26 protein-coding genes are annotated in these 22,932 nt (G+C 42.1%); 5 read left to right on the top strand and 21 right to left on the bottom strand.

The genetic code is table 11. From position 1 onward, the window contains the following. Positions 1-73 precede the first annotated feature (73 nt). The 4 genes from NSS87_RS11975 to NSS87_RS11960 all read left to right on the top strand — a co-directional run bounded on the left by NSS87_RS11975 (position 74) and on the right by NSS87_RS11960 (position 3,368). On the top strand, positions 74-664 hold the full coding sequence (locus tag NSS87_RS11975; protein WP_339247323.1) for a YitT family protein: 591 nt from the start codon (positions 74-76) through the stop codon (positions 662-664). A 96-nt stretch (positions 665-760) separates the two neighbouring features. After that, on the top strand, positions 761-2,023 hold the full coding sequence (locus tag NSS87_RS11970) for a DNA polymerase IV (protein ID WP_339247321.1): 1,263 nt from the start codon (positions 761-763) through the stop codon (positions 2,021-2,023). Positions 2,024-2,150: 127 nt separating this feature from the next. Further along, positions 2,151-2,915 (top strand): threonine/serine exporter family protein, encoded by a 765-nt coding sequence (locus tag NSS87_RS11965; protein ID WP_042187254.1) that lies wholly within the window; start codon positions 2,151-2,153, stop codon positions 2,913-2,915. 27 nt (positions 2,916-2,942) lie between these two features. Then, positions 2,943-3,368, top strand: coding sequence for a threonine/serine exporter family protein (locus tag NSS87_RS11960; RefSeq protein WP_042126727.1), 426 nt, complete (start codon positions 2,943-2,945; stop codon positions 3,366-3,368). A gap of 94 nt (positions 3,369-3,462) precedes the next feature. On the opposite strand, the gene NSS87_RS11955 is transcribed toward NSS87_RS11960, so the two are convergent. The 4 genes from NSS87_RS11955 to NSS87_RS11940 form a co-directional block, all read right to left on the bottom strand. Then, on the bottom strand, positions 3,463-4,365 hold the full coding sequence (locus tag NSS87_RS11955) for a DegV family protein (protein ID WP_331281430.1): 903 nt from the start codon (positions 4,363-4,365) through the stop codon (positions 3,463-3,465). Positions 4,366-4,695: 330 nt separating this feature from the next. After that, on the bottom strand, positions 4,696-4,845 hold the full coding sequence (locus NSS87_RS11950; RefSeq protein WP_339247319.1) for a hypothetical protein: 150 nt from the start codon (positions 4,843-4,845) through the stop codon (positions 4,696-4,698). A gap of 14 nt (positions 4,846-4,859) precedes the next feature. Beyond that, the gene (locus tag NSS87_RS11945) at positions 4,860-5,063 is read right to left on the bottom strand and encodes a DIP1984 family protein (protein WP_339248536.1); all 204 of its coding nucleotides are present in this window, start codon (positions 5,061-5,063) and stop codon (positions 4,860-4,862) included. 77 nt (positions 5,064-5,140) lie between these two features. After that, a complete protein-coding gene (locus NSS87_RS11940) occupies positions 5,141-7,159 on the bottom strand; it encodes a Na+/H+ antiporter (protein ID WP_339247318.1) in 2,019 nt (672 codons plus the stop codon). A 250-nt stretch (positions 7,160-7,409) separates the two neighbouring features. Between NSS87_RS11940 and NSS87_RS11935 the strand changes: the two genes are divergently transcribed. Then, a complete protein-coding gene (locus NSS87_RS11935; protein WP_339247317.1) occupies positions 7,410-8,165 on the top strand; it encodes an MBL fold metallo-hydrolase in 756 nt (251 codons plus the stop codon). A gap of 74 nt (positions 8,166-8,239) precedes the next feature. Here NSS87_RS11935 and NSS87_RS11930 read toward each other — a convergent pair whose 3' ends face one another. From NSS87_RS11930 to NSS87_RS11850, 17 genes are all read right to left on the bottom strand, one after another. Further along, positions 8,240-8,875, bottom strand: coding sequence for an NAD(P)-dependent oxidoreductase (locus tag NSS87_RS11930; protein WP_042187246.1), 636 nt, complete (start codon positions 8,873-8,875; stop codon positions 8,240-8,242). A 21-nt stretch (positions 8,876-8,896) separates the two neighbouring features. Continuing rightward, positions 8,897-9,790 (bottom strand): beta-1,6-N-acetylglucosaminyltransferase, encoded by an 894-nt coding sequence (locus NSS87_RS11925; RefSeq protein ID WP_156113098.1) that lies wholly within the window; start codon positions 9,788-9,790, stop codon positions 8,897-8,899. A gap of 105 nt (positions 9,791-9,895) precedes the next feature. Next, on the bottom strand, positions 9,896-10,771 hold the full coding sequence (locus NSS87_RS11920; protein WP_339247312.1) for a VOC family protein: 876 nt from the start codon (positions 10,769-10,771) through the stop codon (positions 9,896-9,898). Positions 10,772-10,919: 148 nt separating this feature from the next. Continuing rightward, the gene (locus NSS87_RS11915) at positions 10,920-11,252 is read right to left on the bottom strand and encodes a protein tyrosine phosphatase (RefSeq protein WP_179086694.1); all 333 of its coding nucleotides are present in this window, start codon (positions 11,250-11,252) and stop codon (positions 10,920-10,922) included. Between the two features lie 30 nt (positions 11,253-11,282). After that, the gene (locus tag NSS87_RS11910) at positions 11,283-11,657 is read right to left on the bottom strand and encodes a hypothetical protein (protein ID WP_076282983.1); all 375 of its coding nucleotides are present in this window, start codon (positions 11,655-11,657) and stop codon (positions 11,283-11,285) included. Next, on the bottom strand, positions 11,654-12,400 hold the full coding sequence (locus NSS87_RS11905; RefSeq protein ID WP_339247309.1) for a peptidase E: 747 nt from the start codon (positions 12,398-12,400) through the stop codon (positions 11,654-11,656). The genes NSS87_RS11910 and NSS87_RS11905 overlap by 4 nt, the downstream gene beginning before the upstream one ends. A 17-nt stretch (positions 12,401-12,417) precedes the next feature. Continuing rightward, positions 12,418-13,002, bottom strand: a complete 585-nt coding sequence (locus NSS87_RS11900) for a GNAT family protein (RefSeq protein ID WP_339247307.1) — start codon at positions 13,000-13,002, stop codon at positions 12,418-12,420. Between the two features lie 61 nt (positions 13,003-13,063). Beyond that, positions 13,064-13,798 carry a metallophosphoesterase family protein gene (locus NSS87_RS11895; protein ID WP_339248534.1) on the bottom strand — a complete coding sequence of 245 codons (735 nt, stop codon included), beginning with the start codon at positions 13,796-13,798 and terminating at the stop codon, positions 13,064-13,066. 235 nt (positions 13,799-14,033) lie between these two features. Continuing rightward, positions 14,034-14,456 (bottom strand): Rrf2 family transcriptional regulator, encoded by a 423-nt coding sequence (locus tag NSS87_RS11890; RefSeq protein WP_042187235.1) that lies wholly within the window; start codon positions 14,454-14,456, stop codon positions 14,034-14,036. A 122-nt stretch (positions 14,457-14,578) separates the two neighbouring features. Beyond that, positions 14,579-15,454, bottom strand: coding sequence for a YitT family protein (locus tag NSS87_RS11885; protein ID WP_179085712.1), 876 nt, complete (start codon positions 15,452-15,454; stop codon positions 14,579-14,581). A gap of 227 nt (positions 15,455-15,681) precedes the next feature. Beyond that, positions 15,682-16,764, bottom strand: a complete 1,083-nt coding sequence (locus tag NSS87_RS11880; RefSeq protein ID WP_149644121.1) for a nucleotidyltransferase domain-containing protein — start codon at positions 16,762-16,764, stop codon at positions 15,682-15,684. A gap of 84 nt (positions 16,765-16,848) precedes the next feature. After that, positions 16,849-18,153 carry an ectonucleotide pyrophosphatase/phosphodiesterase gene (locus NSS87_RS11875; RefSeq protein ID WP_339247301.1) on the bottom strand — a complete coding sequence of 435 codons (1,305 nt, stop codon included), beginning with the start codon at positions 18,151-18,153 and terminating at the stop codon, positions 16,849-16,851. Continuing rightward, positions 18,150-19,409: an MFS transporter gene (locus NSS87_RS11870; protein ID WP_339247299.1), complete on the bottom strand. Its 1,260-nt coding sequence runs from the start codon at positions 19,407-19,409 to the stop codon at positions 18,150-18,152. Before NSS87_RS11870 ends, NSS87_RS11875 begins: the two co-directional genes overlap by 4 nt. A gap of 108 nt (positions 19,410-19,517) precedes the next feature. Next, positions 19,518-20,342, bottom strand: coding sequence for a hypothetical protein (locus NSS87_RS11865; protein WP_339247297.1), 825 nt, complete (start codon positions 20,340-20,342; stop codon positions 19,518-19,520). Positions 20,343-20,366: 24 nt separating this feature from the next. Then, positions 20,367-20,948, bottom strand: coding sequence for a DJ-1/PfpI family protein (locus NSS87_RS11860; protein ID WP_339247294.1), 582 nt, complete (start codon positions 20,946-20,948; stop codon positions 20,367-20,369). Positions 20,949-20,963: 15 nt separating this feature from the next. Then, entirely contained in the window at positions 20,964-21,710 is a 747-nt protein-coding gene (gene map, locus NSS87_RS11855) for a type I methionyl aminopeptidase (RefSeq protein ID WP_076299489.1), read from the bottom strand. Between the two features lie 32 nt (positions 21,711-21,742). Then, positions 21,743-22,663, bottom strand: coding sequence for a hypothetical protein (locus NSS87_RS11850; protein ID WP_339247292.1), 921 nt, complete (start codon positions 22,661-22,663; stop codon positions 21,743-21,745). Positions 22,664-22,932 lie beyond the last annotated feature (269 nt).

Here is a 22,932-nt window from a genome sequence, read left to right as displayed (position 1 = left end):
ATCAGGTTTTTTTGTTCAACTGCAATTTTTTGGAAGTGACAAGCATATTTATAGACATGCCTTTAATGTGGAGATGTTAAATATGCGGCCATTAAGATACCTTATCATTCTTTTAGGAAGCTTACTCGTTGCTACGGGAACTAATTTTTTTCTCGTACCATATAAAATCCTGGATGGGGGAATAATAGGGATAGCCCTCATTATTAATTATTTATCCGACGCTAAAATTGGCGTAGCTATAATTCTCTGCAGCTTTCCTATCTTTCTGCTCGCTTGGTTAAAGGAACGCGATATCTTTTACAACAGTGTACTCGGCCTATTGATCTCATCATTTCTGATCGAGCTTCTCGGTCCTTTCCAATATCACTTTCTATATTATTTTGAGTTTGGTTCCATTTCTAGCGCCATTATTGGCGGTTTTTTGATGGGAACGGGACTTGGGATTATGCTGCGGTTTAAAGCAAGTACGGGGGGCACCGATCTGCTCGCTCAATTTATAAAAAGGTATGTCCCGCTGAACCTTGGATTCATCATTTTTTTGACCGACTTTATGATTATCGGCGCGGGAGGACTCCTGATTTCCAAGGAAACCTTCTTCCACTCCATCCTCACGATTATCTCTGGGGGCGTGGCTACGGGTCTATGCACACTTGAGACGAAATAAATGGAAATAAATAAGAATACACACGATCATACGTTCGTATTATAATAAGGAGAAAAAATATAAGGTATCTCTACCTCACCTGGAGCGTGTGAACCTATGAATAAAGAGCGTGTCATTATGCTATCTGATTGCCAAAGCTTCTATGCCTCTGTGGAAAAAGCCTCTAATCCGCAGTACAGCAATAAGCCGCTGATCGTTGCTGGAGACCCAGCTAGACGGAGCGGTATTGTGCTGGCTGCCTGCCCTATAGCCAAATCCTATGGCATTACTACCGCTGAGACGTTGAAGGAAGCGCTGGCAAAATGCCCCGAAGTCATCGTAGTCAGACCACATATGCAGCAATATATCGATGTCTCCTCTCAAATCACAGATATTCTACGTAAGTTTAGCGACCAGGTAGAGCCCTATTCTATCGATGAACAATTTATTGATGTCAGCGGTAGCCTCAGCTTATTTGGCAGTCCAAGGGAGATCGCTACCGCCATTCAGGATCTAATTCGTAGAAACACAGGTGTGCGTGCGCGCATCGGCATTGGATATTCCAAGGTTACCGCCAAAATGGCTTGCGACCTGTGGGCCAAGAAGAACGCGGATGGTATATTCACCCTCGCTAACGAGGAGCTTCCGAATGTGCTCTGGCCTCTCCCCATTAGCGAGCTGTTCATGGTAGGTCGCCGCATGTCCGCCCATTTCCAAAGCATGGGTATTACGACAATTGGACATTTGGCACAGATGCCGCTAAGCGAGCTGAAATGGCGCATGCGGGAGAAATTTCACAAAAAATGTGATATCGACGCCGAGCTATATTGGCGGATAGCCAATGGCATCGATGACAGCCCCGTGAGCCCAAGCACCTATGAAGTCGCACCCAAGAGTGTCGGGCACCAAATGACGCTTCCAAGGGATTACTATAAGCTGCAAGATATTAAGACCATCATTCTTGAGCTATCTGAGCTTGTATGTAGACGTTGCCGCAAATTGAAAGTACATGGTGCAGTCGTGTCTATCGGCTGCCAAGGTGCCAGCTTTGATGACCCCACAGGCTTCTTAAGACAAACTACAATGAGCGATCCTACAAATGCCACCCTGCTGGTATATGAGGCAGCTCTTTCTCTCTTCAAGCTCCACTGGGACGGTCAGCCTGTGCGTAGAATCCACTTAAGCCTGTCCAATCTATCTGACGAAAGCCAGTACCAGCTAACCCTATTTGAGTCTCGCCCTCGCTATCGTGAACTCGAACGTGCGACCGATGCCCTCAAGAATAAATATGGGGAGACGATCATTGGGCGAGCAGCTTCTTTTACAGATGCCGGGCAGCTTAAGGACAGATCTGGAAAGATCGGCGGACACTATAAATAAAAACTATATTAAAATACACACCATATCGTTTATAATGCTATATTGGGGTTGTTATTTTCACGTAGATGAAGCGACAATCGAAATATGTAAACATAGATAATCACATTCCAGAGGAGGACCGGAGAAGTTGGATAGCACGAGCAACACTAACACTACGTATTATGAAATCGTTGATCTCTGTCTTCTTGCTGGCAAGATCATGCTGCAGAATGGTGCAGAAACATCCAGAGTTGAAGATACGATGACACGAATGGCAGGATCCCTCGGGTTCCCAGGAGCACATAGCTATGTGACGCCAACCGTTATTATGTTCACCACAAATAGAATAGAACCTGTTAAGTTATACAGAATTGCGGAGCGAACAACAGATCTGCAGAAGGTATCGGAGGTCAATGACATTTCTCGGCGTCTAAGCGAACGTCAGATTACAGCCGAGGAAGCTCGTGCAAAATTAGGAGAAGTCGATGAAGCCTCACCTGTCTATCCCGTATGGCTGCAGATCTTAGCAGCCGCCCTTACTGGTGCTTGCTTCACCGTTATGTTTAAAGGCAGTTTGTGGGATGCTCTCCCCGCCTTGCCGATTTCCGGACTGGGCTTCGCTGCGGTCATTTATCTGCATCGTTTAGTGCAGACTAAATTCTTCGCAGAGTTTTCTGCTTCCTTCCTGATCGGACTTCTAGCCTTCTGTTCTGTAAAGCTGGGGATTGGTCAAGAGATGGACAAAATCATTATCGGCTCCGTTATGCCTCTAGTACCCGGACTACTCATTACTAATGCCGTTCGTGATCTGATGGCCGGTCATCTGGTCTCAGGCATATCCAAGGGAGCCGATGCCTTTCTAACTGCATTTGCGATCGGTACAGGTATCGGGCTTGTACTATCACTATTTTAATATCCATGTGAAAGAGGTTAGCCCTTCATGATTTTGCAACTTATAACCAGTTTTATCGCCGCGGCAACCTTCTGTATTCTATTTAATGCGCCTAAGCGCTCACTACTACAATGTGGTTTTGCCGGAATGGTGGGCTGGATGGTGTATGTGCTTCTTAATGTAGAGTTCGGACCTGTTGTAGCTACGTTTGCAGCTAGTGTAATAGTGGGCATCGTCAGCCAATTTTTTGCGCGATCCTTCAAAATGCCGGTTATTATTTTTAGTGTAGGTGGTATTATCCCGCTTGTTCCGGGTGGTCTCGCTTACGATGCTATGCGTAAATTTGTGGAAGAGGACTATACTCTGGCTGTAGAAATCGCTGTTCGGGCATTAATGCTCTCTGGAGCCATTGCAGCTGGACTCGTGCTAAGTGATGTAATTGGACAAATGTTCCGTCGTCGTGCAATCAAATAACAGCATACTTCTTCAAAAAAAAAAAAAGAAATCGCCTGTTGGTACAATGGTGGTCACCCATCCATCTCCCAAGGAGCGATTTCTTTGTTCATCTCTATGCAAATAACGCTTCAGGGAAGACTAAAGGCGCAGCACCCGGATGAATACTATTGATGCTAGTGTTCTTGATCCAGGACAGCCCTACAGTACCCTCACCCGCATGAACAGCCACAGCAGGAATATAGGTCATAATCTCAGTTCGTATGTCAGGCGCCATTGCTTTGATGTCCTCTTCTAGCTTGAGTGCCATCTCTAAATTATTCGAATGCATGATACATACATCACTAACAAGCCCTACATCCTGTTTAAATATCTCCAAAAGCGCTTGTTGCGTCTTCTTCATTGTACGGATTTTCTCCACAACAACGACCTTCCCTTCGTCAAAACGAAGCAGCAAGTTTATACGCAGCAATTGGCTAAGTACAAATTGTGATCCAGAAACACGTCCACTGCGATGAAGCTGTGTCAAGCTTGCAGGAATTAAGTAAAAAGACATATTCTCAATAATATTTTCAATCTTCGCTTTAATTTCCAGTCCAGAAAGACCCTTCTTCTGCCAATGTATACCGCGCATGATCATTTCTCGGATTGGATAAGCGCCAACCTTGGCATCAATTCCAATTACATTGGCCTCCGCTATTTCGGCGCCTTGCATCGAAGCATTGTAAGTGCCACTGAGCTCTGAAGAAAGATGTACAGCAATAATTTCATCGTATTCTTCCTTCAACCGTTCGTATAGCTCAATAAACTCACCGATTGGAGGCTGTGAGCTGCCTACCTTTTCATGCTGGCGCATTTTCTCATAGAAGTCATCGATCGTAATATCTATATTCTCTTTATAACATTCGTTGTTAATAATAATCCGTAACGGAATAATATATACATGATTATTCTTAGCGAACTCCGGATCTATGATACTTGTACTGTCGGTTACCCAGGCAATTGATTTCATGGTCATTTGTCACTTCTCTCTCTCATAAAAAGGAATAGTAGAATGAATGAGGAGACAAGGGCCAAGAATTCCAGACCAGTGAATCACACGCTCATCCTGAATAATCAACTTAAGAATTGAACAGCGGTTAAGTAATCCGCGTATTCGTAAATTATACAGGATAACAAGCGTTAATATAGGCAAAACAGGTCTTTCATGCAAATTTCAATCCATTTAATTCAACATTATTCGACATTTTTTCACATTATATATGACGAATATACCTATCCTAATAGAGCCACTTCATGTTATGAAAAAGCTAAACCACAGCAAAAATATCCCCGTTCCCGGCATCTGTCAGTTTTCCAACTTCAACTCATCCATCTGCTTCTGAATCTGAGCGACATCTACCGTTCTTTTAAAACGAACCTCCGAGCGACTGTAACGATCCTGAGTAATGGAAGTCTGTTCAAGCAAATCGCTAAACAGCATGCGTAGCTGTAGCATTTTGTCCCGTTCCGCTAGCGCATCGGCGATCGATTGATCACTCGGATCAAAATCGTCTGCTCATTCACAGCTCTTTCTAACTCCTGCAAAAGAGCTTCAGGTTGCTCAGCCGGCTCCTCACCCTCTTGAACTTTAACGACTCGCTCCAGCCGCTGCTTTAGCTGCGCGATTTTACGGGTTAGATCACTTCGATTCACTAACGCTTCCGCAAGTTTCAGATCTGGATTCCCCCTAAAATTTTCTGATAGCTAGCGAATAAAGCTCGTGTGAAGAGATGCCGTGGTGTTCAGTACAGCTAATCCTCCCAAATCGATGTCTCTAAATGATCTACGAACTTGCGTAATTTACCGGCTAGCTTGCGGTTAATGGTTCCATCCTGATACATTTGCTGCACCTTATCCCGCTGCTCTTGAATGGCTTTCAGCTTCATTTCAAGTTTTTGATCATCAACAAGCCCATCCTTTGTCCAGCCTTTCCCTTGCTCCAGACGAGAAATTAACTGCTCATAACTGCATGCAACCTTCTCGGCTGCACTTCGGTTGTTCTCGTTCTTACAGACATTAATAGCAGCTATAGCAGCATGGGCCATGGCAATTTTCGCTTCTCTAGCACACTCAGCCTGTTGCAGCATTTGTTGGCTAGCTTCCCCTTCATTCTGACCTGAGAACATTCCCGCAAACAGTCGTCTGATCTCGGTAATCGATATTCTGATTTGTGAATTTAGACTTCTGGCTAGAAAGACCTCACTATGATCCAAGAATTCTCCCAGCTTCTGAGCCACTGAGGCGGGAATCTCATTGTTCTCTAGCAATCGGTTCAGTTCTTTACGTTCAGCTTGCAGACCCACAATCCTCGCTTCAACACCCAGTCGGCGGAAGTTCTCGAGTGCTGGATCATTCGATTGGTCCTCACGGTTTAGACTATAAACCTTTTCTCTAAATTCACTCAAAGCCGGTTGTGCGGATTCCTTACTTTCTTCTGTCATCATACTTTGCAGCATGGTTAAACCGGCAGCAATAACTTTAGACTTGGCCGCCTGCTCGGCTCCTGTCTCACCTGATTCGGCAACTGGCTCTTCTTTACCTGCTAGAATTGGCAAAAAGATACTAGCGATCAGCAGCGACATTAGAATAACACCTGCGGCGATAAAGATGATTAAATCACGCTCAGGAAATGGCGATCCATCCCCAAGAAAAAAGGGAATCGAGAACGCACCGGCTAAGGTAACCGCTCCACGCACTCCTGAAATCGTGAGGATTAATAGTGACTTAACAGATGATTTCTCCATTTTCCGCAGACGAGATCCTACTAAAGAGAACACATACACCCATACAAACCGTAGTACAAACAGCAGCAAAGTAATGGCTAATACATAACCTACAACTATAAGATTATCCACGGCCGTATCACGGTAGATCACTTCAATAACATCTGGAATAGATAAGCCAAGAATAAGAAAGACCAGGCCATTCAATATATAGAGCAGAACAGACCATGTACTAGCGGATACCAGTTGTAGCTTATACTGCGGAGATACGGCACGGTCCTTCTCAACCGCATGAATAATTCCCCCTGCAACCACTGCCAAAATGCCAGATACCCCTATCTCTTCACTGATCAAATAAATAATAAAAGGAGTTAGGATTTGCAGCAGCACATGCACTGTGATATCCTCCATCCCCAGTCTGCGAATAATTACGCTTAGCCGAATCAGAAGAAAAGCCAATAATGCCCCAACGATCAACCCACCTGCAGCTATAATTACAAAGCTAATGGAGGCTTTCGGTAAAGAAAACATACCCGTAACTGCTGCAGCAATGGCAAAGTTAAAGGCAACAAGCCCGGAAGCATCATTCATTAATGATTCGCCCTCTAGAATGCGGTGAATACTCTTAGGAAGATGCACTCTTCCAGCGATTGCGCTGACCGCGACCGCATCTGTAGGTGACAAGATCGCTGCCAGAGCAAATGCAGCTGCTAGCGGGATCGTTGGAATCATCCAGTTGATCGAATATCCAGCAATAAGCACCGTAGCAAAAACCAATCCCAGCGCCAGCATTAATATCGGACCCCGTAAGTTCCATAATTCATTTCTTGGCGTCCGTTTCCCATCATTGAACAAAAGCGGTGCAATAAACAATACGAAAAACAGCTCTGGTTCCAATGTCATATGTATTCCCAAAGGCATTAACACAACCATTACACCCAGACCAATTTGAATTAACGGTATTGGCACAAAGGGAATAAATCGGTTTATGATGTTGGAAATTGCGATAAGGCCCAGTAGGACGAGTACAACTAGAAAAGTCTCCAAACCACATCAACTCCCTTTTTTATTTGGTTATTATATCGTAAAGCTTCGGGTAAGGGAAAAATATAGAAATAGAAGTTCTCAACAATAATGTCCCCTAGAAATCACACAAAAAATACACCAGATATATATTGACAAAAATATTTATTTATGTTATAATAATAAATTACGCTATTGAAATTACATTTTATTTTAAGTATTATATGCATTAGCCTAACGGCATCGCTCTTATCATCAATCATGGAGGGATCTTATGCATATTGCTAGTGGAATAGAAATGTTAGAGATTACAGCACAGGTTATGGGCGGGAGTGATACGATTTACCCCACGTTGCTCTGGGATCAAAATTCTGCTGTACTCGTAGACACTGGATTTCCGGGCCTGCTCCCAAAATTCAAAGAAGCTCTAAAAGAAACCCATGTGCCTTGGGAACAACTGCGCACCGTAATCATCACACATCAAGATCTAGATCACATCGGGAGCTTACCTGATTTACTGTCAGAAGAATGTCTAGAACTGACAGTTCTGGCTCACGAAATCGAGCAGCCTTATATTGAAGGAGAGCGAATGCTCCTTAAACACACCCCCGAAGCTTTAGCTGCGGCAGAAGCCATGATCCCCCCTCATGTACCAGAGGAATGGCGCCGCGCTTTCCTATCCGTGTTATCTCATCCCCCTAAAGGAAGAGTAGATCAAACCATAGTGGATGGGGAAATACTGCCTCTTGCCGGTGGAATTACGATTATCCATACACCAGGACATAGCCCTGGACATCTGAGTCTATACCATCATGATAGCCGTACGCTAATTGCCGCGGATGCTCTTACCGTTCAAGGCGGTGAACTGCACGGCCCCACTCCTTCGGCAACGCCTGACATGAAGCAAGCTTTAATCTCTCTGACAAAGTTCGCCGAGTATGAGATTGAAACGGTCATTTGCTATCATGGCGGAATTTATCGCGGACACGCAAACAAACGGATTGCTGAAATTGCGGAAGCAAGAGAATAGACTGATGCAAGAAAGCAGAGCCCTTATCTGGCTCTGCTTTCTTTTTATATATAGTCCCTACTCGTTATACTCACTTATGATTCCGAAACAACTGTAAACCGTTCACGAATATGCTGCGGCTGTTCAATTTCATCTACAATAGCAATCGCATAATCTTCATAGCTGACATAGCTCTCACCTTTGGAATTCACAAGCAGATGATCTTTGCCTTTCACATAAGAACCCGTTCTTGTCCCAATTGCAAAATTAGCGGATGGACTAACGAAGGTCCAAGACAGCGAGTCTGTACCTTGCAGGATCTCCAGGTTCTTCCCTTGATTCGTAGCCGTTGGCTTGATAAAGTCAGGGAAATCAGGGGTATCTACCACTTTAAGCGTCTTAGCTTCATCTACATATAAACTTCCCGCACCTCCAACTACAATCAATCTTGTATTAGGGGCATCCTTTAATGCTTCAATAAGCACATTTCCGGCATCCACATGCAGATGCTCTTGTCCAAATGGTGCTCCAAAAGCATTCACAACAACATCAAAACCCTTCAAATCTTCAGCGGTAAGTGCAAATACATCCTTTTCGATGACCTTTGCCTTACGATTTGCAACTTTCGATGCATCCCGTACAATGGCTGTAACTTCATGGCCTCTATCTAGCGCTTCCTGAGTGATTCGGCTTCCGGCTTTTCCACTTGCTCCTACAACTGCGATTTTCATATTATTTCCTCCTGTATATGTTTACGATGTTTTTACTTTAGTATTTATATCAAGGAGATCCTGAACGATGCTTCTGTCGATATCGAGATCAAACTTTCTCCCCCAAAAGCATTCTGTACCCGTACTAGTGATCCGGTCATAATCTTCTATCGTTAGTGTTCTTGGATAATCCGGTCCTGTTTCCCAGTCTGTATACCTCTTAATTTCACTCCGTACATTGTTCTTAAACCCACTATTCAAAATAATCGTATGGAAGAAGATTTCATCTCCACATAATGTGTTCTTAAAAAATCTAACATACTCTGGAGAAGTAGAAGTAAACTCCATGATGTATTCCATACATTCACCTGTAATAGACATCCAGTTAGAGCCTTTATACAGCGATTTTGGCAGAACACCCAACCTTCTATGCAAGAATGGAACGTTCATTACTGCTTTAATATACCTCATTCTAATGGCAGCCATACGCCTGGTTCTTGAGATCAGGAATCTAGGATAATAAACCGACACCCGCTCATAACATCCCCACGTTTCAGAAGTATTCGGTAATTGCTGATGCTTCACAAATTCGTTCCCCTGATTCTTCTTAAAGAAATCAAGAATAACTTCGTTGGAAGCTAAGGGCAGATCCTGACCACTTATGATGTGGATATAATTGAATTTCCCATGTTCTTTGATCAGCGCAAAACACTTCAAAACACATTCAATCTGACTGTAATGTCCCCACCTTACATCAATAGGCTCTTTCACAAAATGAATATCGTTACGATGAGTAATATCACCTTCAATACCACTCTTCTGATCGACATGTAGGAAAAACTCGACGGAGTCATTAGTTAAACTATCGATTAGCATATTGATCTGCTCAGGATTTTTGTGACAAAGGATCACATACGCCATTTTGAATGATTCCAACAACCTTCACCCTTCCGCCCATCTTTTTCCAAATATTATAAAATAAATGGACAAAAATGGATAGTTCTATCTATTCAGAAAAAGGTGAATTCGATTGGTGATTAGTTATTTCGTATGACTTTTCACTATAAGTCTGATTCCAATGTTCCATGGATCTTTGAATGTAGGGGCTCCATTCTCTTCAACAACGGTGTAACCCGCCTGCTTAACACGCTCCACTACAGACGTACGCTCCTCTTCATTCGGAAGAAGTAAGGTGAAATAATCAATTCCTACTGCATCAGCAGGTGCCACAGGTGCGCCTTGCCCTGCCCATATATTCAATCCAATGTGGTGATGATACCCACCTGCTGAGATAAACATTGCCGCACTGCCATAATTAGCTACTAGATCAAAACCAAGCAAACCAACGTAGAACTCCTTCGCCTTAGTTAAATTACCCACATGAAAGTGTACATGTCCGATCACCGTTCCAGCTGGCAGCCCGTTCCATTGTAAACCTTCAGAAGCCGCCAACAAACCATCTACATCCACTGGGTCCGTTGTCATCATTACATGCCCTTCCGCATCATACTTCCATGTATCCCTAGGACGATCTCTATAAATTTCGATTCCGTTGTTATCCGGGTCCTGAATATACAGTGCTTCACTCACCAAATGATCTCCCTGACCCACTTCAATTCCCAACGCGATCAAATTGCGTACAACGAGTCCCAAGCTAGGACGATCCGGAACAAGGATAGCAAAATGATACAATCCAGCCACTGAGTTCGGACGAAGAACCTTTGCATTCTCAATCTCCCGCAGAATCAATAACACATTCTGACCGTCAGCAGTCATTTCCACCTCACGGCCAGATTGCCGCAAGACACTTAACCCCACCACGTCCTGATAAAAGGTGAGCGAACGCTCTAAATTACTTACTCTAATTTGTACCAGACCAATCTCTACATCCGGATGAAGTGTTGTTTTAGTTGTCATTATATTTCCTCCCACTATTCCTGTAACTTAATCAGTTACAAATTAACTATCTTTAGTATAGTTACCTTCTATATGTTTGTCAATTACCAACAAAAAAATCATGCTGACTGATTCACAGCCAAACATGATTCATAAGAACACCTCATCCTTAGGAGTGCCATTCCTGTAAATATTCAGATACACTGGATTCAAGAAGTCCAATTAAGTCTTCATCCATATACTTATAATCATCTGATATATTCAAACAAATTATTCTTTTGCCGATTACACCGTCTCTGAATTTATCTTGAATTCTTCGAACATGCTTCTTCTCCATCACAAAAATAACATCCGCCCAGCCCACATGTCCTTCAGAAAGTTTGATTCTGGCATGATCCTCTGTTCCAGCAGATCTCACTTCATGACCATCAATTCCTTGAAATATCTTCTCCGCAGTTAAACTCCGCCAGCGATTCTGGCTGCAGACAAACAGTAGTTTAATAGAGAGCACCTTCCTTATCCGATTAATACCTTATTTCGTTTGTCGGTTTAGATAAACCCTCCTATTTAAGGAGGCATCCGAAACCCATGTTGTTAATAAGTCTTTGTTAAAAAGATATTCATTACCAACTCTGATATAAGGGAACATAGTCCCTTCAAAAATGCCCGATCTACTTAAATTCTCATGCTCCGTTTTAATAATATTCATCACTTGATCTTCAGTCAGATTTAAGTATAAGGCCGTCTCTTTAATATCCATCAAAAGCTTATCTGCCGTCACTATGGATGGAGTCTGGTCTTGATCAACTTCCAACTCTTTATCGCCATTAGTTATTGAACATCCAATAATAAATGAAATCCCTAGAATAAGACTCGCCACGATAATTGAGATTTGATTAGACTTCATTGATCACCTCCACCGTACACTTCATGAAGAGGTCTGTAGCTTGGGTGTTCTTCGATTTGCGTAACGGCAACACCTTGCTCAGAGTCCATCACACGGTAGGCTTTAGATTCTTCTCTTGTCGACATCACCTTATATTCATTATCCTTGTAGATGATGGCACAGTTATTATCCACTGCGATTCCGAGCAAACCTCCGTCTTTTACCATACGCGAAAAATCCTCAACCCGAATATCCTCATTATAATGCGGACAATGAATACCTGGCAGAATCCCCATCGCTTCAAGCTTAATATACTGCCAGTTCCCTTGGTCGTCGAACGCTTCAGAGTCACTATGCCCATATTCAAACCAGCAAATGGAACCTGCACTCAGCCCTGCCAAAATAGTCCCCGAGTTGTACGCTTCTTTTAGAAGAGCATCTACGCCGGTATTTTTCCAAATCTCCAGCATCTTTCGGGTATTACCACCACCAACATAAATCAGATCAGCGGATATAATTAACTCTGCGATTTCTTCATGGGTATAGGTTTGGCTCACAAGCAATAAATGACTTGTTTCACATCCTAGAATCTCGCCGTACACTTTGTTGAACGTATCACAATAACCTGGTGCATCACTACTAACTGTTGGAATAAATAACGCTTTCGGATTAGCTTTCTGGGTTAACTTCACAACTTCACGATCCATTTCAAGCGTTTCTAAATCGATTAGCTCTCCCCCACCGATTACCACGATAGTCCCCATAATCTCCCCTACTTTCACTAGGATCTGTTTTCTCCCTTTCTGTATTCCTCTGCAAGAATGCTGTAAATCTCCAAATCAATGAGCCCTTTACCTGACCATACATGGGCTTGTCTTAACGTCCCCTCTTTCAGAAAGCCACTTTTCAAAAGGACCCGCTTGGACCGCTCATTAAAAGGCATGACTTCAGCTTGGATTCGATTGACCTCTGCCGTCTCAAATAAATATTTTTTCACCATTTCAACGGCCTGAGTTGCAATCCCTTTCCCCCAATAAGACTCCGCCAAAAAATAACCAATCGTGACCATATCCACTTTTTGATTAAAATCCATAGCTTCGATGATACCTAGCAGTATGTACGGATTATTTTTACGGAAAATTCCCCACTTCACTCTTAACCCTTTATTAAAATCACGTTCGAAATGTCCGATCATATTCTTTACTGTATCTTTATTATGTTTCGGAATAATTCCGCAGTACTCAAACACTTGATCATTGCTATAAATTCCAAATACCTCTTCAAGGTTACTAACTTCAATTTTTTTCAGTGTTAGTTGTTCGGTTTCTAAAGTAGGGAATTGCTCAAATACATGACTAAGCTTCAATTCGTTCCCTCCGTTACTTTTTGATGTTGCGAATCAAGGTTACCGCTCGAAAGCTCATCTTCTATCCCCGCGCATTCCCTCTATACTGCGCAGTTCTAAGCTCTCGAATATAGGGCTCTGTAGCTGGCATAACTGCATCTATGGCTTGTTGAATGGCTAACTCAATATCATAAGGAACTCTTACAAATTGTATATTAAAAGATGCTGTTGTCAGGCCTCCATACTCCCCCTCCAAAATCACATAAGATGCCTGAGTGACATCTAGAGGATTCCCCACACTGCCAACATTAAATAAAGTCTTCCCTTCTAAATGTTGTATAAAAGCATTGTGAATGTCCCCATAACCTACGATATCCGCTTGTCGCTGCTCCTGGCAGAGATCAGAACAACCAAACATAGATAACCGCTTCTCATAATCGTCCCAAGGCTGAATCCGTTCATAGTAGCTTCGCGGTGAAGCATGAAATAATCGGATAAACTTACCACTCATCATAAACTCAATCGAGAACGGTAATGTACCTAAATAAGCGAGGCGGTCTTTACCTAACAAATTCCGACTCCACCGGGCCATTTCAAAGTCAACATCCTGATTCATTAAATCATCCCAGTTTCCCATAACACTGATTTCACAATTGTTCTTAATGATATCAACGGCTAGATCTGAATTTGGTCCTTTACCAACAATATCACCTAGGCAAAATATCCTGCTAATTCCACGCTGCTTAATATCCTCTAATACGGCTGTCAAAGCCGGGATATTTCCATGAATATCTGAAATTAATGCGATTTGTTCCACTGTAAATCCTCCGTTCATTTTCCACTTCAGCATATTAGAGTTTCCCTATATGAAGTATTATCTGTTTTTTGCCTTCTAAATACAGATTCTATGATTACGCCCTACTTCCCTTCTTTAAGTCACTACTCTCCTGACCCGAGCCATTCGGAGCCTCTTGATATATTTCCAATAAAAAAAGACCACAATCACGTTAGCACATGTTGTGGTCTTCATTCTACGTTGCGATATGGAGTGGTTATATTTCAGGCATTTCATTCACAATCTGCTCCAAAGTAACCTCCTGAAGGACATTCTCCATCGCCTTTTGCGCGAGCGAGAATACCGGCACAATGGCGCTGGCTATATTTTTGCCGACTGGGCAATCGGGGTTAGGGTGCTCATGAACCGAGAACAACGAATCCTCCTCCACCGCGTTTACTGCCTTGTAAATCTGAAGTAGTGTAATCTCAGCGCTACTACGTGAAAGTGAGGCTCCTGCGACTCCGGGGCGGGCTGTTACCAGTCCTGCTTTTTGCAGCATACTCGTTAGCCGGCGGATAACTACAGGGTTGGTGTTCACACTACCAGCTATCCACTCCGAGGTACTCTTCCCCTCTTTATTACTGTCTATTAACGTTAATATATGAATGGCTACCGCAAATCGGGTGCTGATGTTCACTATAAATCTCTCCTTTTGCCATACTACCGGGCTAGCAACAAGTGCATTAATCAGATGCAACAATAATAGTTACATTTTATGCATTTGTCAAACACTTAAGGAGATGCACTTCAGGATCTTAATTAGTGAATATTATGCTTTTTGAAATTACCACCCTTAACTTCTGCTACATCATATACTACAACAAAAGCGTTAGGGTCAATTTCATGAATGATTTCCTTGATTTTGCTTTCTTCCAGACGGTTAATTACACAGGTAATTTCTTTGAATTGTTCATTGGAGTAACCACCGTATGCATCAGTATAGGTTGCCCCACGTCCCAATCGGTCACGAATCGTTTCCACCATAATTTCCGGTTGAACGGTGATGATTTTGAAAGTTTTAGATCCGCTCAAACCTTCCTCAACGATATGAATCACTTTAGAAGCAATAAAATAAGCAAGTGCGGATAGAATCGCCCCTTGTAGACCAAATGCAGTTGAAACAACAATAAAGACAAACATGTTTAGGAATAAGATTAGATCACTTGTCCCAAAAGGTATTTTTCGTGAAAGCAATACAGCCAACATGTCGATCCCATCTAACGCTCCACCATTACGTAACGCTAAGCCCATACCAAAACCGATAATAATCCCGCCTACAACAGTAATTAATAATGTATCTCCTTCAATAATCGTTGGCACATGGTGCATAAGGCTTGTACCAATGGCTAATGAGGCAATACCGATAATGGAATAAATAGCAAAGCTTTTACCAATTTGCTTATACCCTAACCAAACAAATGGGATGTTAATTATAACAATTAGCAGCCCTAACGGTAATCCAAACAGCTGTGAGCCAACGATACTTAGGCCTGTTACACCACCATCTGAAACGTTGTTAGGTATTAATACGGATTCCAGGCCATATGAAGTTATAAGTGCCCCTATAATAATTAATATGACTTTTGAAAATATCTTCAGCTTATTTGATTTTTGATGCTGTCTTATTCCATGCATTCCATTTCCCCACTTCAAATTAGTTTTTTATATCACTGCAAGTGAAAAACATCCACTGGACAAAAGCCGACAAAAAACAGTCTATAATAAATGTCACCACTTTGGCAAATCAGACGCCGCTAGTATGATATCTATTATTTTACCCATATGACTTAAAATAATCTTATCGTTCCATAAAAAATGAAAAAACCAGACTACGAAAATTCGTAATCTGGTAATCTTCTCTATCACACCTTCATGTATTCGTTATATAATTCCTCAAAAGTATCATATCGTTCAACTTTCCTTCCCACCTTATTATATTCTTCCAGATATTCATCCATGACCTGCAGGAACTGCTCTTTAAATAAATGCAGATGATCTGAATCAAAATACTGCATAATATCAAACTTTTTTGTTCCTCTTGATTCTGTCATTTCATCAAGAAAATTTTGTATGCCCATGGCTGCATAATAAGCATAAGATTTATCATTTAATTCCACACTTGCTATAACCTTATTGCGGCAGTTACACCATAATTCCTCAAAGGTGCCACCAAGATTATCATAGGTTGGGACAGGCTGAATCACAAAATCCTTATACATTTTATTATATAAATCATTGACGCTTTCTAAAAATCTATATGATGCACTTCTGATTTCAACGATAGTCTTCGCATCGATCACAGCCATATATATATTTTCAAAATCATCAGGAACATAACGATACGTAGCTATTTCCTCCAGATATCTCTTAAGTCCCCTTTTAAAATAGGTATTGTTCAAATGTGTTAGAGCATTTACCAAATTGTATACAACTTCGCATGAAGCATACCTCACTGCTCCGATATCTTCAGAAAGTAATGTATTCGTATATTCTTGTTTTGCTATGTCTATATTCTTTTTCGCTCTACTAATACATTCACTCCCTATAGGCTTAGCCAAAGCATCGAGAGCTCTTTGTTTATATAAGTTTAGCTTTTCCAGATATTCGGGTTTCGCACAATATAACAGCTCTAAATCTATCAGACACGAAATCATTGGGCTCTCAAGATTCGCTTGATCTTCTATCCTTGTTTCCCATGGCGTACAATAGATGTCGTATCCAACATCCTCCAGAATAAAACACGAAGATATTCCCCAGCCTTGGGCCGTGTTATTAATTATAATTAGATCAAGATCGCTTTTTTCATGAAAATCTCCGGTACTGAAAGAACCTGTAAGCCCAATGATTGCAATGTCATCAGGAAAATCTCTCTTAGCACGTTCAATAACCATACTAATAAGTCTGTCATTTTTATTTAGAATCTTTTGTCTAATATCAGCATCCATATCCAATTCTCCTCTTACTCCATTTTAATTCCATTGTATATGGATATAGCTCCAGTAAGTATTCCGACTTTATATATATTCAATCTATACCAAGAAAATTTCATCTAAAGGTCTTCCGTCACAAGGATTAAAATCAATCCCTAAAATCTTTGCCATCGTAGGAGCTATATCTACCATTTTGAGATCCCCTATAGGAAAATCACTTTTCACCTTATTCCCTGAGATCACCAAGTTGCATCTATAATCCTCTTTATCGGGAGAGTAGCCATGCGTAGCATATTTAATCCCTTGTTTGTCCAAATCAACAATCGTAGGTTCATCCATGCTCTCATCGAAACAATAGCCTCTTCTAGCTTCAAGCATATATTTAGTAGATGGGCCCACATGAAGTTGATTCAGCCGCTCTCTAGTATACATTTCCTCTATACCTGAAGCGTCATCATCCATATATTCCTGAATAACAGCTAACGCTAATTGTTCAGCTTCTTCATCACCTTCTTTAATATGCAGATAAGCGGATCCGCCCCCACACTGAAAGTACGCTCTCCACTTCATTTCGCCGTTCTCTTCATAGATCAACCCTTTTTCCTGCAAAAGGTTGTTCAAATGCACTTTGTACCGAACATTGAACTGGCCATGGTCACCCAAAACTAAAAAAACCGTGTCATCCTTTATCCCGGCTTCATCCACTGCTTGCATTATATCACCTAATCTCTTATCCATACGTGTGATTACCCGCTTCACTTCACCGCTGTCAGTACCGTAGACATGCTTGGCGTCATCCAGATCAATCAAATGCATCATAAGAAGATTAGGCTTTTTACGCTTAATCGTTTCCATCGCACACTTTGTCGTGAAGTCATCCAGATAAGGCTGTTCAATTCCTTTTCGAAGCCGTCCATATTTCAGCTCCATTTTAATGCAATATAACGGGCTCCCGCTTTTTAACACCTTCAGTGCCTGATTTTCGTTGTTGATGGCTCTGATTTCAGGGATATTATATTGGATTGAGGATTTCCCTGATACCGGCCAGAGGATCCCTGCGGTACTCATGTTATGCTCGCGCGCAGCATCATATATCGTGGGCACCTTTATCGCATTTCTGAACCAGAACCAGCTTTGCTCCTTTTCCTTCACAAACGGCTGAAATGGATTGTTATGGTGGATACCATGCTTATCTGGATATACACCGGTTGCTATCGTAGTGTGTACCACATAAGTGAGCGTGGGATATACACTTTTTAATTGATTACTATGCGCTCCGTTCTTAATCAATTTCGATAGGTTTGGAAGACGGCTGGCCATTTCCCATTGGTCTTCTGAAAAGGCATCGTAAGAGATGACAATCAGATGTTTGGCCATTGCCGTTTGTTCTTTGCTTGACTTCATAGGATAAGTCCCTTCGGTTCATCTTGTTCAAGCTTCTCTTTTGGTAAAGTTATAAATACGAAGAATCCAATAATGAATAGTGGGATAATCGCTAAAATACTAAATTTAGCGTTGCCTGTTAGGGTAGTTGTTAATGACATTACAGCAGGACCCACAATCGCCGCAAACTTGCCAAAGATATTGTAAAAGCCAAAGAATTCATTGGATTTTTCCTTAGGAATAATCTTCGCATAATAAGATCTGCTAAGCGCTTGAATCCCTCCCTGGGCAGATCCAATTAGCGCTCCCAGAATAAATATATGCCACACTGAAGTAATAAAGTAAGCAGCGATACAAGAAATGATATATGTAAAAATCCCCACGATGATCATCGTTCTAGCTGAGTATTTTTTGGCAAGATTACCGTACAGGATAGCACACGGAAATGCGATGATCTGGATAACTAATAAGATCCCCAGTAAAGTAAAGGTATCAAAAGCATCCGCACCCAGTACCGATGTGGCATATGGCACTACCATTTTAATAATCGTATCTACCCCATCAATATAGAGAAAGTAGGCGATCAAGAATACAAATACTACTTTATGCTGTCTGACATTTTTAAACGTGTCTCCCAGTCTTATAAAGCTATTAATGACCGGTTTGGGTTCAGGTTCTATGTAATATCTTTGCTGCACATCCTTGATCATAGGCATGGTCAGCAGTCCCCACCAAAGGGCAGTGATTATAAATCCAATCTGATAGCCGATTGATTTATCCATCCCCATAAACAGAATCAGCAGTAGGCTGATACCGAATGGAATAACGCTGGCGATATATCCAAAAGCAAACCCTTTTGAGGATACTTTATCCATCCTTTCATCCGTGGTTACATCCACCAGAAAAGAATCATAAAAAATATTGGCCCCGGCAAATCCTATGACTGACAAAATATAAAATACAATCAATAACTGCCACTGCCCACTCGCAGGTGCAACGAAAGCCAGCGAAGCAGTAGCTATCACGCCGATCAATGAGAAAAATATGAAGAAGCGTTTTTTCTTATCCTTATAATCTGCCATCGTTCCTAAAATCGGGCTAAGGATGGCCACCAGAATACTCGCTATGGAATTAAAATACCCCAAATCCATGCTGTTGTTAACATTCGAAAACATCCCAAATACAATAGGCAGTAAAGCCGTTGTAACCGCCATCGAATAAGCCGAATTTCCACAGTCATATAAAATCCATGATTTTTCCTCTTTACTTAGTTTCATCTAACAGCCACCTTTTCACCTAGTTCCTTCTGTTATATCACTTAAGCATATGTGGCATGTTAAATGCATGTAAAACTACACTTCATAATTCCACTGGAGAGCTGATCCTCATGTCCTCTCCTGTATTGTCAAACTTTTAAGGACCTCAGCAACCTGTAGAGCATACTTTTTACTCAAACGTGACTTACCAAGATTACTCTTCACAATCTTAATCATTCGGGTATCTCGGCTCTTAGCGAATTTCTCCAGCATGGCAAAGCCCGCTTCAGGTTCACTCGCCACAAATACACTTAAGCTGTATTCAAGCCCCTTAGATAATACACGAAAATGCTCAGCGTCCTCATATTGCACTTCCCCACTACCCATATTTTCCATGATTCGAGTAGCCAACTGAAGACAATAAAGCGTATTCTCTTTCTCTTTTAAAAGAGGAGGATGCGCTAACGCTGCTACAAAAGCTCTTTGTTCAAGCCCGTTCGCACCCTCCTCCCACATGTCGATCAACTGCCTGATAAGGGCAAAACCATCCTCCCCTATACTTTGCAGCGCCATAGCAGACGCTTCACGCATCCTCCATCTGGAGTCGTTCATGGCTGTCTTAATGATGCTCTGAATCATAATTCGTTGCTCTTCTTCAGCGTAGCTGTAATAAGCGCCCAGCGCTCTAACCGCACAAAACGGCAGAAACTCACGGGGATCATTCACCCCAGCTTCTGCCTCTGTAAGATTAGCCCAGGAATTAAGAAACTCCCAGTCTGTCTCTGTTAGTTTAGGATGGGCAAAATGTTTGGCAAATTTGCCTGATAGCTCCAAATTCACTCGTGGTCCGGGAAGATTGCTCTCCTTCATCAGCAAATCTCTAAGCTGTACCCACTGCTCCTTATCGCTTACCCATTGCTGAAACAGCATATCAATCATTTTTTGTCCAGCCATCTCTGGTCCCTCCGGTATTTACCTTTAGATTTGAACAATCCCCTGCATCTCGTATGGATAATCAATCTGCTTTTTTACCGAATTCATCGCTGCTTCTCCAGCCAAGCGTGAAATCAGATATAACCCCAGATCAATGGAAGTGGACACTCCACCACCTGTAATCACATTACCATCATGCACAATACGGGTCTCCACAACTTCTTCACAGTAAGGTTTTAGTAATTCATAGGCAGATGGATGGGTAGTAGCTTTCTTCCCTCCTAGCAGCCCCGCAGCCCCAAGCAGCAGTGAGCCTGTGCAGACAGATACCTTATAAGGAACATTGTGAGCACCAGCAATCCACGAGACAAAACCTTCATCATAACGAAGTTTCCGTGTCCCCATCCCTCCAGGTACAAATACCATGTCATACTCCGAAAGCTCTGGCAGCACTTTTCCAGCCTTAACTGTGAAACCTAACTCATCCGTCACTTCCTCCGACGCTGCACATATATCCCAAGACAAATTTTTGCCGATTTCAAATTGCCCCAATCGATAAATAACATCATAGAACCCCGCAAAATCTAAGAACGTAATCCCATCAAAAAGTATAAAGGCGATTTTCAATTTCGCACTCTCCTCTTATGGCTTGGTTAGGATAATAGGCTCACCTTTAGTCACAATAATCGTATGTTCAAACTGTGCTACCCGGCCATTGTCTACGACACTCAGTGTCCATCCATCCGACTGCTGCTCCACGTAATCTGCTCCAGTAGAAAGGAAGGGCTCAACCGTAATCACCTGTCCCTCTTTTAACACTGTAGTCACTCTTGGATTGTAGAAAGGTAAGATTTCAAAAGGCTTCTCATGCAGTGATTTGCCAATCCCGTGGCTGCACAGATTACGTACCACTCTATAGCCGCGTTTCCGAGCTTCGAGTTCCATCATTCTGCCAATCTCATTGACCTTCATCCCTGCTCTCAGATGATTGATCACGCTCATCATAGTTTCCTCTGCACTCTGGCATAGTCGAAGAATGTCATCATTATAAGGTGGTAGTTGAAACGAAACTCCGGCGTCCCCATAATAACCATTCAGTTCAGCAGATACATCAATATTGATCAAATCACCAGCATTAATCACTCTAGGACCAGGAATCCCATGAGCAACCTCTTCATTCACACTGATGCAGGTGCTGCCTGGAAAATTATACGTTATCATTGGGGCTGAAGATGCTCCGAATTCCGCTAGAATTTCAGCTCCAATCTTATCAAGCTCCGCTGTTGTCATACCTGGAGTTACTTTCTTTTTCATCTCGGCGATGGTATGTCCTACTACTTTCCCTATGGCTTTAAGCCCTTCTAAATCTTGTATGGTATCACTCGTCATCTATCACACATTCCTCTCACTTCTGGTATGAATCACTTGTCTAACTTCTGAAATGCACTTCCATTCCACTGGAAAATATCTTCCATCTGTTTACCGGCTACAGTATCGTAATAACTTCTCTTGAAGCTATGATCATCCACTTTATCAAGCTTTATCGAATACCCCTTTGGACTGCTGATAAATAAATCAGAGCCGAGTTTGATCCCTAATTCCTCTATAACGTTATTTTTTCTAAGCGTAAATAGCTTGTAGAAGTAACCGTTACTGGATCCGTACTGACCAATCGTAAAATCCGGATCGCCGTCGCCATTATAGTCCTCAAACTGAATTTGAAAAAAATCATTAAATATTATGGGATCCTCAAAATGTTCACTGAGTGGAAAGCTATTCAAAGTTCTCCCTTGATTATCGATAAGAACAAGCCCAAATCTGCCACTCCAATTCCTTCCCATCAACGGACCTGGTATTGTCCAATCCTCACTGTAGGTTCCATCTAAAAGCTGCAGATTCAAGAATCCAGTTCTATTAGTTAAGGGATAGAGATCATTATGTGATATCGTTACTGGCCCTGTAACCTTAACAGAAGACTCCAGCGACTCCGTCTGTTCTATGTTCGCCTGATCTGCTGTTCCATAGATGAGTTGTCTTATTTGATCTGCGTTTTTCACCGGAATAGAGTAGCCCTGACCACCATTCTCAGCTGTAGTAAATACTCCTTTATAACCGGGTTCATCACCTATTGCTATGTAATAATCCTTCGAGTAGCCATCACCATAAACAAGTTCCATTTTAAATTCAGGGGCCCAATCCAGCTCCCCCGATAATTTATTGCTCTTGTTCATAGCCTCCGAAAGCGCCTTAATCAGAGCGGAGTCCTTCAGTATTAGGGTCTCAAAATGTTCGGGTCGATCAACTTGGTTCTGATCACTAGTTGTTACAGGAGTTAAAGACACTCCGGCGATCCACCTTGCATTGATGAAGCCCACCTCATTCTTACACCCGCTTAAAAGAGCAACCAAGAACAAGGGTACAACCCATAGTAATTTCCTAATGCGAACCACCTCCAAGAAAAGAAACATAACCTAATTATAACAGCGTCCATAAATATAAAGAAATCGACTTTCCGAACCATTACAAGCATAAACGCCTTCGGCTTCCCTATAAGGACGGCAAGTGTTTAAGCGAGAAATATAAGGATAATTTATAGCATGGAGCATATAAA

Origin of the sequence: Paenibacillus sp. FSL F4-0243 (assembly GCF_037963295.1) — a bacterium.
Lineage (GTDB): Bacteria > Bacillota > Bacilli > Paenibacillales > Paenibacillaceae > Paenibacillus_AQ.
This window is presented reverse-complemented; position numbering and strand designations above follow the sequence as displayed.

Bases quoted from the DNA above. Each gene is read 5' to 3' on its own strand.
- NSS87_RS11975 (WP_339247323.1), top strand. From the start codon at position 74: ATGTTAAATATGCGGCCATTAAGATACCTTATCATTCTTTTAGGAAGC.
- NSS87_RS11970 (WP_339247321.1), top strand. From the start codon at position 761: ATGAATAAAGAGCGTGTCATTATGCTATCTGATTGCCAAAGCTTCTAT.
- NSS87_RS11960 (WP_042126727.1), top strand. From the start codon at position 2,943: ATGATTTTGCAACTTATAACCAGTTTTATCGCCGCGGCAACCTTCTGT.
- NSS87_RS11955 (WP_331281430.1), bottom strand. From the start codon at position 4,365: ATGACCATGAAATCAATTGCCTGGGTAACCGACAGTACAAGTATCATA.
- NSS87_RS11950 (WP_339247319.1), bottom strand. From the start codon at position 4,845: ATGCTACAGCTACGCATGCTGTTTAGCGATTTGCTTGAACAGACTTCC.
- NSS87_RS11935 (WP_339247317.1), top strand. From the start codon at position 7,410: ATGCATATTGCTAGTGGAATAGAAATGTTAGAGATTACAGCACAGGTT.
- NSS87_RS11930 (WP_042187246.1), bottom strand. From the start codon at position 8,875: ATGAAAATCGCAGTTGTAGGAGCAAGTGGAAAAGCCGGAAGCCGAATC.
- NSS87_RS11920 (WP_339247312.1), bottom strand. From the start codon at position 10,771: ATGACAACTAAAACAACACTTCATCCGGATGTAGAGATTGGTCTGGTA.
- NSS87_RS11910 (WP_076282983.1), bottom strand. From the start codon at position 11,657: ATGAAGTCTAATCAAATCTCAATTATCGTGGCGAGTCTTATTCTAGGG.
- NSS87_RS11905 (WP_339247309.1), bottom strand. From the start codon at position 12,400: ATGGGGACTATCGTGGTAATCGGTGGGGGAGAGCTAATCGATTTAGAA.
- NSS87_RS11885 (WP_179085712.1), bottom strand. From the start codon at position 15,454: ATGCATGGAATAAGACAGCATCAAAAATCAAATAAGCTGAAGATATTT.
- NSS87_RS11880 (WP_149644121.1), bottom strand. From the start codon at position 16,764: ATGGATGCTGATATTAGACAAAAGATTCTAAATAAAAATGACAGACTT.
- NSS87_RS11875 (WP_339247301.1), bottom strand. From the start codon at position 18,153: ATGAAGTCAAGCAAAGAACAAACGGCAATGGCCAAACATCTGATTGTC.
- NSS87_RS11870 (WP_339247299.1), bottom strand. From the start codon at position 19,409: ATGAAACTAAGTAAAGAGGAAAAATCATGGATTTTATATGACTGTGGA.
- NSS87_RS11865 (WP_339247297.1), bottom strand. From the start codon at position 20,342: ATGGCTGGACAAAAAATGATTGATATGCTGTTTCAGCAATGGGTAAGC.
- map (WP_076299489.1), bottom strand. From the start codon at position 21,710: ATGACGAGTGATACCATACAAGATTTAGAAGGGCTTAAAGCCATAGGG.